The 14458-nt window shown below is 44.1% G+C and carries 13 protein-coding genes; all 13 read right to left on the bottom strand.

What is annotated here, in order from left to right; genetic code table 11:
- Positions 1-74: 74 nt before the first annotated feature.
- Positions 75-422, bottom strand: coding sequence for a thioredoxin family protein (locus AC0YN6_RS08250; RefSeq protein WP_475746221.1), 348 nt, complete (start codon positions 420-422; stop codon positions 75-77).
- A 54-nt stretch (positions 423-476) separates the two neighbouring features.
- Positions 477-2090: a copper amine oxidase N-terminal domain-containing protein gene (locus tag AC0YN6_RS08245; RefSeq protein ID WP_475746219.1), complete on the bottom strand. Its 1614-nt coding sequence runs from the start codon at positions 2088-2090 to the stop codon at positions 477-479.
- Positions 2091-2194: 104 nt separating this feature from the next.
- Positions 2195-3403, bottom strand: a complete 1209-nt coding sequence (locus AC0YN6_RS08240) for a polysaccharide deacetylase family protein (protein WP_475746217.1) — start codon at positions 3401-3403, stop codon at positions 2195-2197.
- A 95-nt stretch (positions 3404-3498) separates the two neighbouring features.
- The gene (locus AC0YN6_RS08235; protein WP_475746215.1) at positions 3499-4869 is read right to left on the bottom strand and encodes a sensor histidine kinase; all 1371 of its coding nucleotides are present in this window, start codon (positions 4867-4869) and stop codon (positions 3499-3501) included.
- Positions 4870-4939: 70 nt separating this feature from the next.
- Complete coding sequence (locus AC0YN6_RS08230) at positions 4940-5638, bottom strand: response regulator transcription factor (RefSeq protein ID WP_475746213.1); 699 nt, start codon at positions 5636-5638, stop codon at positions 4940-4942.
- 767 nt (positions 5639-6405) lie between these two features.
- Entirely contained in the window at positions 6406-8049 is a 1644-nt protein-coding gene (locus AC0YN6_RS08225) for a putative polysaccharide biosynthesis protein (protein ID WP_475746211.1), read from the bottom strand.
- A gap of 20 nt (positions 8050-8069) precedes the next feature.
- Positions 8070-8795 carry a ThuA domain-containing protein gene (locus AC0YN6_RS08220; RefSeq protein WP_475746209.1) on the bottom strand — a complete coding sequence of 242 codons (726 nt, stop codon included), beginning with the start codon at positions 8793-8795 and terminating at the stop codon, positions 8070-8072.
- A 30-nt stretch (positions 8796-8825) separates the two neighbouring features.
- Positions 8826-9308 (bottom strand): DUF456 domain-containing protein, encoded by a 483-nt coding sequence (locus AC0YN6_RS08215; RefSeq protein WP_475746207.1) that lies wholly within the window; start codon positions 9306-9308, stop codon positions 8826-8828.
- Positions 9309-9315: 7 nt separating this feature from the next.
- Entirely contained in the window at positions 9316-10068 is a 753-nt protein-coding gene (locus tag AC0YN6_RS08210) for a Cof-type HAD-IIB family hydrolase (RefSeq protein ID WP_475746205.1), read from the bottom strand.
- A gap of 149 nt (positions 10069-10217) precedes the next feature.
- Positions 10218-11672 (bottom strand): ABC transporter substrate-binding protein, encoded by a 1455-nt coding sequence (locus AC0YN6_RS08205; RefSeq protein WP_475746203.1) that lies wholly within the window; start codon positions 11670-11672, stop codon positions 10218-10220.
- 142 nt (positions 11673-11814) lie between these two features.
- Positions 11815-12684 (bottom strand): metal ABC transporter permease, encoded by an 870-nt coding sequence (locus AC0YN6_RS08200; protein ID WP_475746201.1) that lies wholly within the window; start codon positions 12682-12684, stop codon positions 11815-11817.
- Positions 12681-13622: a metal ABC transporter permease gene (locus AC0YN6_RS08195; RefSeq protein WP_475746199.1), complete on the bottom strand. Its 942-nt coding sequence runs from the start codon at positions 13620-13622 to the stop codon at positions 12681-12683. The genes AC0YN6_RS08200 and AC0YN6_RS08195 overlap by 4 nt, the downstream gene beginning before the upstream one ends.
- 3 nt (positions 13623-13625) lie before the next feature.
- Positions 13626-14432: a metal ABC transporter ATP-binding protein gene (locus AC0YN6_RS08190; protein WP_475746197.1), complete on the bottom strand. Its 807-nt coding sequence runs from the start codon at positions 14430-14432 to the stop codon at positions 13626-13628.
- Positions 14433-14458: the final 26 nt, after the last annotated feature.

Raw genomic sequence — 14458 nt, 5'->3', positions numbered from 1 at the left:
CTTCCGCGTAGAATCATAAGAAAAAGGAAAGCCCGCGCTTAGAGGACGTTCTCCCTCTTAGCGCGGACTGACGATTAATTATTAGTCAGCGCTTCGCTGACTTGTATAGCACGATCAACAAACTCCTCGATTTCCTCACGTGATTTGCGCAGCTTGCTCACGAATCTGACAAGCTCTTTGCTTTCACGGAATGCGATAAAGCTTGGAATACCTAATATGTTAAGCTCTGAGCATAGATCAGGAAGATCATCGCGATCAAGCTCAATGAAGGTAACCTTCTCCTCATACTTGCGTTCCAAATCTGGCATAAACGGATCAATGAAATGACAGTCCTTACACCAAGTCGTTTTGAATACAGCTATCGTGAGCTTTTCGCTTGCGACTGCTGCGCGAAACGCATCATCCGTCGTCAATTTTTCCATCTCGCACCCCTGCACATGTTGAATTTATTATTCCACGATGATTTAAGCTCTTGCTTAGACTTCCCGATCAAGCGTAAATATTCTCATATCCTCGCCTATTTCTGTCCAGCCAATCTTTGCTTTTAATGCCGCTGCTAAATTGCGTGCCGGAACATACGTTGTTCCGTTGATGACCGTCACAGGGAATGACAATTTTACGTTTTTCCCATTTACAACAGCTTTGTCACTGCCAGTCTTCAACAGAATTGTTGTGTTCGTAGCTTCATCAAATACTTTTAAGTTCTTCGTAGCTTTATCGTATGTGAGTACAGCTCCCAGCTGTTCAACTGTATCACGAAGCGGAATAATCGTAATATGATCCGCAGTTAAAATAACCGGATTATTATAAGCAGAAGGATACCAATTAATATTTTGCCTTGTGATGTGCAGCTTATTTTTCAACAGATCATAAATCAATGATTTCTCATCAAACTGCTTCAACACTTGGAAACCTTGCATTTCAAACAATTTCTCAACGGGAACATCGGTTTTGGAAGCTACAGGCACTTCTGCCTTCACATCTCCGTTCACATTCCACGACTCGTTCTCTACTTTAATGGTTAACCCTTTAATCGGCAATACGCCATACTCCGAATCCAAATCTAAAGTTGGCACATAGGAGAGCTCATAGGCTTGCTTCCGAATATCAAGCTTATTATCGACATAAACATCCGCTTTGATCGTTAGATCCTTGCTGAATATTTCATCAAATGTTTCTTTCTCCTCTTCCTCAAGCACCTTAAGTTGACCTTGTAATTCAGCAAGCAGAAGAGCAATTTCATCCACCGCTTCCTTCGCCAGCTCCTTTGGATCTTGAGAATCAACTCCGCTACCCTCAAAAGGATTTACCGTACCAACAGCTGCCCATACATCCTCGTTCGTTTGAAGAATCGAGAGCACGCCTGCTACCATGTTATCTAATCCAGCACGGTCAGCAACGAGAGCGTCGACATATTTTTTCACCCAAGCCCAGATTTCAGGGCCTTCAAGGTCTACATGCACCTTCATCAATGAAGTAGCAGTACCGTTAATCGTTTCATTCACTGGCAGCACACTAATCCGTTCTGGATTCGGCAGGTTATGTATCACATACGTGCCAAGCGTATCAACTATCTGATGACCGAGTGCCGTTATCGCTTCTTGATCCACAGCTGGCGCTGCTTCTGCAGGCAATCCTGTCACATCTGACATACCTGCTAAACCAAGTAGGCTCTCGCTCTTAAGGTCAAGCACGAACGGCTGCTTCGCCCCTTCCAGCTCTATCACAGCAAGCGTATCAGACATTTTGAGTGCAAACTTAATGCTTGCAGCATCTCCGAATACTAAACTTCCGTTCAATGAAACATTCGAGCTGTCTTGTGCTTTCACTTGATCAAGCTGAAGCTTCATCGTTGTCACCAGCTTCATAATCGCCAGTTCTTCTTCTGTAGCACCTTCAAATGCTGCTTCATCCAGCTGAAGCTTAAACTCTACTGATTGTTTGCTTTCACTGGAAGTTACTTTAAGAGAATTCTTTAGTACTGCATTAAAATCAAGATTAGAAATAGATTGACAGCCCGCAACAAAAATAAGTGTTAAAGCTAATAAAAGAATCATTAACTTGCCAGGTCTTGCGAAAAATGATTTCATCCACACGTCTCCTTTATCATCGAACATAATAAGTAGGTGGTCCTTAATCACAAACTCTACTCATTGTACAGGAGACTTTATTTATTGTAAATGTATGGAAAGCACTAGTTTTGTCGTATTTCCACCAGTTTTTTTTGTCGGTTCCAATTGAGTTTCCATTCGTAATAATCGCAAAAATCACGTAAAGCGATCATCCGCTCTTGATCCTCTGTTTCTTCTGAGAAGCTTATTCCATCAGCCTCTTCCCCATCAATAAGCAAAATAGTAGACCTGCTGCGATTTCCAGTGGGTTCGCCATAGCCCTTCAGCTTATTCATAAGCTCATCTTCTGTTTCACCTGCTCTTGCACCATTTATTCGGTATCCTGTACGATGAAACTTTGAGTTTATGCCTTCTCTCGTGGTGAACGTGATGGGAATGCCGGCTGCCTTCGTCAGCTCAACTATGTCCTCATTGTAGGCTCCATAGGGAAATGCGAGCGCACTTTGTGTATTTCCCAGCTCAACTTGCAATCTTTCCTCAGCCATTATCAAATCGTTATTCAGCCGTTCGATGTATTCCTTATCTGTTTCCATTCTATTTTTCTTCTTATCAAAAATCAGCTTGGACATGACGGGCGCTTCTTTCCCCGTTTCATTCATCGCCCCATATTGATGCATATCAAAGGTGTGGCTTCGAAAGCTCATTCCGGCTTGCTGCATTTCTCTCATTTGATCCCATGTTAACTTCGGCGTTCCCGGCTTTGTACGATCATCAATTGTCGAGACAATAACGAAGCCTGTTGCTGGATATCCGTATTTCTTCAAAATTGGATAGGCAAGCTTATATAAGCTTTCATAGCCGTCATCAAATGTAATCAACAACGCATTGTCCGGCACAGTACCCTCACCAAGCATAAAATTTGTATACTCCTCCATGTCGATGACATGGAAGCCGTTCTGCTTCAACAACTGCATATGCCGCTCGAATCGTTCAACCGCTATAATTCCATCTGACTGGGGCTTCTCAGCCATATCATGATACATAAGAACGGCAACCTGCTCTGAATAATAAACATTTTCTTTTTCCGTATATTGACTAAGCCATTCCAACTGTTTATCAAAAGCTTTCTCTATGTACGCCTCCGACACCATAAGTCTGTTATTTATAATCGCTGCAGGCGCTTCCCTCTCTAATCTAATGCCCTCTACAATAAAATGAACGCTGTTCACCTTATCCTTATTTGAAGCGGCCGAACAACCCGTCAGCAGCCATCCGACCATCATGGCTACAGCAACAACAATTGCCACAGACGCTTGTTTGCTTTGATCCATATCATTTCCCCCTCAGCTATCCATCTAATGGATAGTCTAGAGGATGGATCTTATAGACTACGCACATTCCCGCTTAATAAGTGCTTAACGAATTCTTAAGTTTTATGAGGTTCTATCGGGAAGCTCATTTCAAATACTGTTTCCTTGGACGTGCTTCTAACCGATATCCGCCCATTTTGTGCTTCGATAATGCTTTTTGTAATCGCGAGTCCAAGTCCCGTTCCTCCTGATTCCGCTGATCGTGATCGATCAACACGATAGAAACGGTCGAATATAAACGGAATATCTTGTGCGGGAATTTGTTCACCATAATTTACGATTCGAATGACAGCCAAATCCTGCAATTTCTCTATTTGTATATCGATGATCTTTCCAGAATGGCCATATTGTATCGCGTTCGACATCAGATTATCGTAGGCGCGTACCAGCATGTCGCCGTCCGCCATAATCAATAGTGCCTCTTCAGTCGTCTGAATACGGCAGCTCATGCCCGCCTTCTCTAGGCTCGGAACAAACTCCTCGGCAAGCTGCAGGGCGAAGCCTACAATGTCCAGCTCTGCCAAAGCGAGCGGCATGCCATTGTTCAGCTTGGTGTATTCAAATAAGTCGTCAATCAATCGTTTCAAATGTTTGGATTTCTCGTAGGCAATGTTAACGAAGTAACGAAGCTCCACTTCATCCTGATAGCGATCCTGCTCAATCAACTCCAGAAATCCCAAAATGGACGTAAGCGGTGTTCGCAAATCATGAGATACGCCAGTTATTAAATCATTTTTTGATTTCTCTGCATTTCTTTCATCCTGGAGGAGCTGATTGAACTGCTTGCTTAATACGTTGATGCTGCTTGCAATCTCCCCAAGTTCATCCGCAGCTTTGATTGGAATCACATAATCAAGCTTACCTGCTGCCAGCTGCTGCAGCCCAAAGCGTATTTCCTTCAAATATATAATCATCTTCCTGCTCGTCCAGAAAAATAAAGCGAGAAAAAACAGGCAGCCAGAAATAGCAATGACTGGCGTAGATCCGATATGATTGACAATCCAAATTAATGAACGATCAAACGGTGTATATTGTATAAGAACATAAGCCAGCAGGTGCCCTGCTATGACGAAGCACAGCATCAGCCCTAAGCTTTTTAAGAAGGCAGCCATAAATGTCCAACGAATCGTTCGAAACAGCTGAGAGGCTGGCATCTCGTCACTTAACCATCTGCTTTGACCAAATTGGCCTTGCTTAGTGTCCCGCTGAACAAGCTTCCTATAAATAATAACAAAGCTTAATATGGCGGACATAAGCATGATGGGACTAGAACCGATTTGCTCGATGACCCACTTAAGCGGTTTGTCGTAGGGCGGGATGGAAAGCATAAATGACAGCAGCAGCCGAACGATTAATGCAATCAGCAAAGCGACAGCTAGACTGACAGCAGCAGCCTTCCTGTTGAGGGTCTCATTTTTTTTTATCATTTCATCACCTTTATTTTAAAGGTTTGCCAAGTAAATCGGCTGCGAAGATGGAAGCATAATAATAATCCGTTTACAGCGCCTCCATCTTGTAGCCAATGCCCCAAACCGTTTTTATGAATTTGGGATTTTGGGTGTCCTTCTCGATTTTTTCCCGAATTTTTCGAATGTGAACCATCACCGTGTTTTTGGATTCCATGAACGGCTCGTTCCAAGCACTTTCATAAATCTTGTCCATGCTAAGGACGATACCGCGATTGACCGCTAGCAAATTAAGAATGGAGAACTCGCGGGGCGTTAGCTTAATCTCCTGCCGATCAACAATTACGGTATGCGTTGCGGTGTTAATAATGAGGTCATCAATGATAATTTCATTGTCGTTTTGAACTGCTTTCGAATGAAACTGCTTTGCTCTGCGAATATGCGATTTAACGCTGGCCAGCAATACCAATGGACTAAATGGCTTTGTTACATATTCGTCTGCGCCCAAGCTAAGACCCGCTATTTTATCAATATCCTGTGATTTAGCAGACAGCATTATAATCGGAATGTGGTTTTGCTCACGGATTTTCATACATGCCTCAAGCCCGTCCATGACTGGCATCATCACATCAAGAATAATCAAATCTACCTTATGATTGCTTAATTGCTCCAGCGCCTCAAGCCCATTGGATGCCTTCAACATAATAAAACCGTCATTTTTAAAATAAATCTCCATCAGACTCAAAATCTCTTTCTCGTCATCTACCATAAGAATCGTTTCCCGGGTCATGCTAGAACCCCCTCCTGCCATATGTTCTACCTAAATATAACATGTTCTGTATCCATTGGTTCACTTATGTATGTAAAGCAACAACTGGAAACAAACAAAGGAGCTGACTTCGCTTAATCGCGTAAGTAAGCTCCCGATGATCATTTGAATCTCTTACTCAGTAGATGACGTTGCTTCACTGCTTTCTCCAGCAGCTGCTCCTGCCGGCGGTGCGGAATCTTCTTTCTCCAGCATTTCCTGACCTTTAACCTGCAGTATTCCGAGTGCTGCCCTGCTATTAGATAGTTTAGAGGAATAAACTTATCGACTACCTCCATTGCTGCTTAACATTCACTTAAAGAAATCTTAAATTTTATAGTGTTATTTACGCTACAGAATAACCATTTTCTAATATCGGCTATAGCAAATCATAAGCGTCCGACCGGCTGCGTTGTAGAAACTGCAATAGATACCTGACATGGTGCCCAATAAGTCGAGCTACATTGCAGTTATGCAGTAGAATTTGCCTTCTAAGTGACGAGTTGGCTGGTATTTCTGGATTCTATTGCAGAAACTGCAACGTAGCAGAGTACCGCTCACTCAATAGACAATTCTATTGCACTAAGTGCAATGTAGGAGGCGGGAGCTGCTTCTGCTTCAACCAAAAGTCGTATGCTGGAAATAAACAGATAATGCAAGAGTGACAACCAAAAACATCGATTGAAATACGACAAAAAGGACAGCACCCCTAAAAAGAGATGTGTCCTTTTTCATTTCAAACTATAAAGTTATACTGCTTTTTTGTAAAACGGCTTTAATACGATACCTAGGACTTTGCGCAGCGGTCCAGGGAATGAACGTACATCCTCCGGTGTTATGACACGAAGCGCGGCGAGCAGAATGAGATAAAGTCCGCCTACAACAACTGAAGCAACAGCAGCAGCTAAGAAATAGGACAGCTTATCAGCCCACGCACCCGTCATTGCAAGCACGCCGTACTCGGCTCCCCAGCCTGCCAATGCAGGTACAGCGATTGCTGCCAAATAAGCAACCCATTTGCCGCCAAGAACATTTAAGTTAACATCCTTATTAATACTTCTTAAATTCAATATTGTAATGACAACGAAACAAATCGTTGAGCCAATAATAAATCCATATACGCCAAGTATAGGGGCAAGTGCCAAACTAAACAGCACCTTAAGCGCCAGTCCGATAAACGTATGGTTCATTGGCAGTTTGGGCTTGTTTAGCCCATACAAGATCGAATTAGATATCATCATCGTAATTTGAAAAATCGCTCCTGCCGTAAGCATCGCGACTGTGCCGCTGCCGCTAGGCGTCGTAAATAAGAGTCCTGTAACCGAATAAGAAGCGACAGCGAGCAGTAACGCTACGGGTACGCCAGTAAACAGCACGATTCGCATAACGAGTGAGGATTGACGCTGTACTTCCTTCATATTATTCAAGGAATAGGCTGATGAAATGATCGGGATAATCGACGCGCCAAGCGCAATCGCTAGAATCGGAGGTATACCCGCAATCCCCATCGCCTTCGTCGAGTAATCTGCCAATGCTTTCGTCGCTGAGTCTTCAGAGTAAAAAGACTGCGTCAACCGCATAAATATCGTTATATCAAAAAAGTATAAAAGCTGTACCGTCATAGCCGTGACGACTGCCGGAATGGAGGTACCGAATATTTCTCGATAAATCGTTCGATAAGGCAGTTTCGAGCTTGCCGTTGCTGACTTATCCTTCTTCGTTTCAGACGATTTCACACTTTCCGATTGATCTTGCTTTTTCAGCTTGCGCCAAAACCACATCATAACGGAGAATGCGCCTAAACTTCCAAGCACGGAACCAAAGGCAATCGCTGCCGCACCATACTTATCTCCCCAGCCCCAGCCGAGGACTATTAATGCCAGACCGATACCGCCGATCAGCCTTAAAATTTGTTCCATGATTTGAGAAATACCGCCAGCAGACATGATTTGTCTACCTTGGAAGTAGCCGCGCATCATCGCAATAATCGGAAACAACAACAGCGCAGGCGCAATAGCTTGCAGTGATAAGGCTGCATCTGGAACCTTTGAGAAGCGCTCGTAAGCAGGTGCAAAGACGAACATTGCTGTAGCAAGCAGCAGCCCTGTTACGGCTCCAAACATTAATGCTGCCCTGTAGATACGTTTAGCCTCTTCTGGTCTGCCAAGCGCATACCGCTGTGAAATCATTCTGCTGATCGAAAGCGGAATGCCGCCTGTAGCAATGGTAAGAAGTAACAAATAGATTGTATTCGCTGAGTTGAAAGCTGCCTGTCCAGCAGCTCCCAGCATATATTCGAGCGGAATTCGCTGGAACAATCCGAGAAAACGGACAACCAGAGCCGCCGCCGCCAGTATAATTGTGCCTTTAATTAATGAGTCTTTTTTTAACATAATGGTCTGTCCAAGTCTCCCTATCCTTTATTGCCAATTGGCTCCAGTGGCTGATGATTGCCGCGAACAGGCACTGCCGTATGGGATGGTACTGCCCAGCGCACGCCGTTCTGAATGACCTGCAAAATTTGCGGGTTATAGTAGGTCGGATATGTTTCATGACCTGGACGGAAATAAAAGATTTTGCCTTGTCCGCGATTAAACGTACAGCCGCTGCGGAACACCTCTCCACCTTCAAACCAGCTCACGAATACAAGCTCATCCGGCGCAGGAATATCAAAGTGCTCACCATACATCTCCTCATGCTCAAGCGTAATATATTCCGGCAAACCCGCGGCAATCGGATGCGCTGGATTCACAACCCAAATGCGTTCCTTCTCGCCCGCTTCACGCCATTTTAGATCACAGCCTGTACCCATCAGCTTTTTGAAAACTTTTGAGAAGTGACCGGAATGAAGCACAATTAAGCCCATACCTGCAAGGACACGCTGTTGAACGCGGTCTACGATGGCATCATCAACCTTGTCATGTCCCATATGTCCCCACCATATGAGAACATCTGTATTTGCTAAGCGCTCTTCCGTCAGTCCATGCTCCGGCTCTTCAAGCGTAGCGGTTGCGATTTCGATATCGCCGCTTGCGATTCCTTTGGCTATTGCTTGATGAATGCCGTCCGGATATACATTTTTGACTTCCTCGTGAATTTTCTCATGCAAAAACTCATTCCAAACGGTCACTTTTATCATCGAATGTTCCACCTTTAATATAGTATTTTATTAGAATACAAGCCAAAGTATAAACAACACGATCATCACTAACTGTAAAATGAACTTCACAACAACGCTGGATAATAATCCAACAACTGACCCTACACCAACCTTGAACGCCTTGTCATAACGTGTTCCAATAATCATTTCACCGATTACAGCACCAACGAAAGGACCGATAACAAGACCAAGCGCAGGAATGACGAATGGTCCAAAGATCAGACCGATCGTACTGCCGATCACCGAGGCTCGCGAGCCCCCAAATCGTTTGACCCCCCATGCGCTGACCGCATAATCGGCGACAAACAATACAATAACAATTACGGTCTGAATAAACCAGAACCAAAAGCCAAACTCGCTAAAGGAGAAAAATAACCCATAAACAAAAAATGCGCCATAAATGGCAAGAGCCCCGGGAAGAATGGGATAAACTGCCCCTGCCATACCTACAACAAATAATAAAACAACTAATACCCAGCCTAAAATATCCATACGATTCTCATCCCTTCAGGACGTATCTTCTAATTACTTCTGCCACTCCATTCTCGTTATTCGTAAAAGTAATGAAGTCAGCAGCTTCTTTCACTACCTCTTGTGCATTGCCCATCGCGACGCCTAGTCCCGCTTCGCGAATCGCTGCGATATCATTTAAGCTATCGCCTACCGCAATGACCTGCGACATCTCAATGTTAAGCAAACCGCAAAGCTCATGAAGAGCGCTTGCTTTGGATACGCCAAGCGGATTAAGCTCCAAATTCGAAAGTGATGAATTTGTAATCTCTAGAGCTCCCCAGCTTTGTACCTCAGCGAGTATCTTCTCTCTGATGCTGTCATCCTCTGTGTAATAGCCAAATTTCAACCAGTGATGTGAAGCATAATCATCCGCAGGCGCAATCCATTTTTCTTTGTTATAAATATCGTCGGCCGTGTAAGCCCAGAACCATGGCTCGCCGTGTGCAAGAGCAAGCTCATGCAGTCTCTGCACATAAATATGACTTAGATGCGTACGCTTATGCAGCACATGCGGACGATGCCATATCTCGCCGCCGTTCACTGTAATCATAGGCGTCTCCAGCTTCAACTGCTCTGCATAGGGCAGCGCGCTGCGAAAGCCTCTACCCGTGGAGAAGCTGACAATCACTCCTGCATCGAGCGCTTTTTGAATCCATTCTGCATTTTCTGAACTTATTTCACTCTGATCATTTAGCAACGTTCCATCCATATCAAGCGCAAGCAATTTATAATCTCCCAATATTGTTCCTCCTCGTAAATGCCGTATCGATGCTGTAACCTAACTAGTAAATTATTTTAGCACATTTACGACAGATTCCAAACGATAGTCACTTTAAAAAAAGAGAGCAGCCTCCGCTTGATCGCGTAAGCATGCTCCCTGTCCATTACTTATTTTGAGGTTACAACTGAAGAAACAGCTTCACCGCTTTCCGAAGTTGCTGCTTGATCCTTTGGAGCTGGATCCTCTTTCAGAAGCATTTCTTGGCCTTTAATTTGTAAAATATCAAGTGTTGCATCTAGTTCCTGTTCTTTTTTCTTCACCTTCTCAAGTTCTGCCGCAGCCGCTCCTCTAAATTCTCCCCAGAAACTTTGAGGAAGCTTATCAAAATCCTTATAGCTATTAAATGAACTTGGCTTTAAATCATAAAATGCTGCAAAATTACGACCTTCTGTATCCGTAATATATTTGGTACGAATCGGCAAGCCGTTATAATTATTCGACTTCGATTTTACTCTCGCATAATCCTCACTCGTCACATAACTAAGGAATTTCCATGCAACATCTTTATTCGGTGATTCCGCCCTAATTGCGAATAGGTTATTGAAGGACATCATGCTTGATTGGTCCGGGTTTTGTTGTCCTACCGGAACGGTCACCAAATCCCAATTTTTTATGACCTTATCTTTTACTTTTTCATTTTCACTCGCTTGCTTGATTTGATTAATGAAATAAGTATCCGCTATGGTCATCGCCATTCGGCCAGATATGAAAGGATCTCTGAGCAGATAATCCTCATAAGTTTGTGACATAGCTTCATCGCTATTTTGATTTTGCTGGCTTATGCTCTCGAAATAAAGTGCGTTGGAGTCCACAGCTTCAATTGCCTGCTGAAATGCATTTTTCCATGAATCCGTATTTATTGTCATTTGCTTTTGTGCAGCATTCACATAACTAACGTTTTCTGAAGCTGCAAATATGCTCGCTATATCAAATAGATCATCGTTGTAGCCCATCTTCAGCCCGTATACCCGTTCCTTAATATCACCGTCTGTTGGGAAGCGGCGTGCCAATTGTATCGTGTCATTCCAGCTCATTCGATTTGTTGGAAGCTCGATTTGGTATTTCTCAAATAAATCCTTGTTATAGAACAGCACCTGGCTATAAAAACTTGGAGCCATACCATAAAGCTGACCGCCGCCCAGCTCTCTCATATAATCAAGCATACCGGGAACCAGTCCCTCGGTATCATACTTTTCCTTTTCCATTGCCGGGCCTAAATCATAGAGCTTGCCATCGAGAGACTGCTTCTTGAATTGCTCGGCATCAAGCATAACAATGTCAGGCTGTTCTTCCTCAATGAACTTATTTAATGCAGCATCCATATCTTTGTTTTCGCTTTGATACATTTTTTGGGTGTTTACAACCTCAATATTGACATTTGGATATAATGCTGAGAATACCATACCAAATTCTTGAAAGAAAGAACCCTCATCGTAATACATGACCTTCAACGTCGAAGGCTCATTTTTGTCCACTGCGTTATTGTCTCCCCCAAAGCTGCATCCTGTTACGACTAATGAAATAATGACCAACGGAATAACAAATTTCGATAACACTTTCATCTTTAATTATCTCTCCTCTTCAACTTCCTCCTAATATGTACCAAATATAGTACGTTTTATTTTCCATAAAAGTTGCAGGAATGGATCTATTGATGAAATTAACACAAAAAAAAGCATCCGGAATGGATGCTTTTCACAATTATTATGCTAGTTTTCGTAATCGCAGCTTTTTTACAACAATGCCATGAGAAGGAGAAAATAAGAAAGCAATAACGAACAATACGGATGCTGCACAAACCATACAGCCTGCGATTGAAGCGTCCAGCATAACAGCAGCGCCATAACCGATGGACGTGCTTGCTATGCCTACTGCAACACTTAAAAAGATCATCATCCCCAGCCTGTCTGTCAATAAATAAGCGGTGGATGCAGGAATTATAAGCAATCCAACAACAAGTATAGAACCTACGCTTTCAAAAGAGCTAACCGTAGCCATCGAGACGAGACCCATGAGCAAATAATGAAAAACAGCTACAGGGATGCCGATCGCAGCAGCAAGTGCCGGATCAAATGCACATAGCTTGAATTGCTTATAAAACAAGCCGATAACAGTTGTTATAATCAACAACGTTGTACCGAGCAGCCAAACCGCCTTCGGTCCCATGTTGACTCCGCCGAGCTCCCATAAATTCCAGTGTACATAGGCAATCTCACCATACAAAATCGCATCTTGGTCCAAATGCACCTGACGTGCATATAAGCTAACGAGAACGACACCAATGGCGAAAAGTGCAGTAAACACGACACCTATCGAAGCATCGGATTGAATGCCGCTCTGTTGAAACATTTGAATAAGGAACGTCGTCAATAGTCCGCACAATAGAGCTGCGAACATCATAAGGAGTGAATCTTGAGACCCGCTCAGCAGAAACGCAATAACGATGCCGGGCATGACGGAGTGACTAATGGCATCACCGATCATTGCCATTTTGCGAAGCACGAGAAACACACCAAGAATGCCGCAGCAGCTAGCTACAAGCGCGCCTGTTAGCAATATCCAGAAGTCGCTCATAAGGCAGCCTCCTTCTTCGCGCTGCCCTCTATAATCAGCTCAGAATCGCGGTAAAAGCGCTGCTTCACCTGCTGGCGAAGCAAACGTTTCGCTATTATGCCGCGCTGCGGACCAAAGAGGATCGATATACAGAAGAACAGCGTTGCAGCGAGTACTGTGACAGGACCTGTTGGCAAATTGGAAACCGATGCACTTATCCAAGTACCCGCTGCTCCGCTGACTGCACCGAATACGCCCGATAATATTACCATTAGCCCGAGGCGATCCGTCCAATATCTAGCTGATACAGCCGGAGTAATAAGCAATGCAGCTACAAGCACAACACCAACTGCTTGAATGCCCGCTACGACAGCGACCACGATCAGCAGCATCAGCAGCTGCTCAAGAAAGGCTACAGGATAACCAATGCCTCTCGCAAAACCCGGATCAAAAGAAATGATTTTGAACTGCTTAAAGAGCAGGGCACAAATCGTAATAAGAGAGACACAAACAATCGTCATCGTAATTACATCCGAAGCAATCATCGATGCTGCTTGCCCGAATAGAAACTTATCCAATCCCGCTTGGTTGCCATAGCTTCCATGTTGAATTATTGTAAGGAGCACGATACCGAGACCGAAAAACCCTGACAATACAATGCCCATTGCTGCATCCTGCTTAAGCTTTGAGTTTCTAGTAATGAATCCAATGCCAAAGGTCGCAATAATTCCTGCTATACCCGCTCCAATGAGAAATAGTCCAATTGATTTAATGCCAGTAAGCATAAAAGCAATACATATCCCTGGAAGTGCCGCGTGCGCTAACGTATCGCCCATTAAGCTTTGCTTCCTTAGATAAGAGAAGCAGCCGATTACACCGCTGCTTAAGCCGAGCAGTGTACAGCCAAGAAAAATCCACTGCATATTCGGATCAGACAGCATCGTCCATATTTTATCCATTACTCACTCACCCTTTCTACCGATAGGTGACGGGGACTGCAGACTGCGATCAAGGAAAGCCAGTCTGCCGCCATAAGTACGCTGTAATTTATCCTGGGTAAAGGTCTCCTCTGTTTTACCGAATGCCTGAAGCTCTACATTCAGGAGCAGTACAGAGTCGAAATAGTCCTGTACTGTGGCCAGATCATGATGGACTACGATAACTGTTTTCCCTTGCAGCTTCAGCTCCTGCAGCAATGTGATAATTGCTTTCTCCGTTGCCGCATCCACACCTGCAAATGGTTCATCCATAAAATACAGCTTTGCGTCCTGCGCCAGCGCACGCGCTAGAAAAACACGCTGCTGCTGTCCGCCAGAGAGATGGCTAATTTGTCTGTCCGCAAAATCAGCCATCCCAACCTTGTTCAAGCACTCCATTGCGATTGCCTTATCCTTCGCGCTTGGACGGCGGAACCAGCCTAAATGACCATAACGGCCCATCAGTACAACATCGAGCGCATTCGTCGGAAAATCCCAATCAACCGACTCTCGCTGCGGAACGTAACCGATCATTTTCCGCTGCTGCTTATAAGGCTTCCCGTACACAAGCACTTCTCCGCCTAAACTTGGAATGAGGCCAAGTGCTGCTTTCATCAACGTCGATTTTCCAGCACCATTCGGGCCGATAACGCCAACCAGTTCACCTTCTTTTACTTCAAAAGATACGTTTCGAAGCACCGGTTTCTTCTGATATGCCACACTTAATCCATTAATAGTAAGCGGAGCAATATGATTCGTTGCTGGTTTGGCTGCTGTTTGAGAATGGTTCATTGTCTATCACTCACTTTCCTAGCCTT

It is taken from the genome of Paenibacillus sp. J22P15, from assembly GCF_056269345.1.
This window is presented reverse-complemented; position numbering and strand designations above follow the sequence as displayed.

Coding starts and splice junctions, on each gene's coding strand:
- AC0YN6_RS08250 (WP_475746221.1), bottom strand. CDS start 422: ATGGAAAAATTGACGACGGATGATGCGTTTCGCGCAGCAGTCGCAAGC.
- AC0YN6_RS08245 (WP_475746219.1), bottom strand. CDS start 2,090: ATGAAATCATTTTTCGCAAGACCTGGCAAGTTAATGATTCTTTTATTA.
- AC0YN6_RS08240 (WP_475746217.1), bottom strand. CDS start 3,403: ATGGATCAAAGCAAACAAGCGTCTGTGGCAATTGTTGTTGCTGTAGCC.
- AC0YN6_RS08235 (WP_475746215.1), bottom strand. CDS start 4,869: ATGATAAAAAAAAATGAGACCCTCAACAGGAAGGCTGCTGCTGTCAGT.
- AC0YN6_RS08230 (WP_475746213.1), bottom strand. CDS start 5,638: ATGACCCGGGAAACGATTCTTATGGTAGATGACGAGAAAGAGATTTTG.
- AC0YN6_RS08225 (WP_475746211.1), bottom strand. CDS start 8,049: ATGTTAAAAAAAGACTCATTAATTAAAGGCACAATTATACTGGCGGCG.
- AC0YN6_RS08220 (WP_475746209.1), bottom strand. CDS start 8,795: ATGATAAAAGTGACCGTTTGGAATGAGTTTTTGCATGAGAAAATTCAC.
- AC0YN6_RS08215 (WP_475746207.1), bottom strand. CDS start 9,308: ATGGATATTTTAGGCTGGGTATTAGTTGTTTTATTATTTGTTGTAGGT.
- AC0YN6_RS08205 (WP_475746203.1), bottom strand. CDS start 11,672: ATGAAAGTGTTATCGAAATTTGTTATTCCGTTGGTCATTATTTCATTA.
- AC0YN6_RS08200 (WP_475746201.1), bottom strand. CDS start 12,684: ATGAGCGACTTCTGGATATTGCTAACAGGCGCGCTTGTAGCTAGCTGC.
- AC0YN6_RS08195 (WP_475746199.1), bottom strand. CDS start 13,622: ATGGATAAAATATGGACGATGCTGTCTGATCCGAATATGCAGTGGATT.
- AC0YN6_RS08190 (WP_475746197.1), bottom strand. CDS start 14,432: ATGAACCATTCTCAAACAGCAGCCAAACCAGCAACGAATCATATTGCT.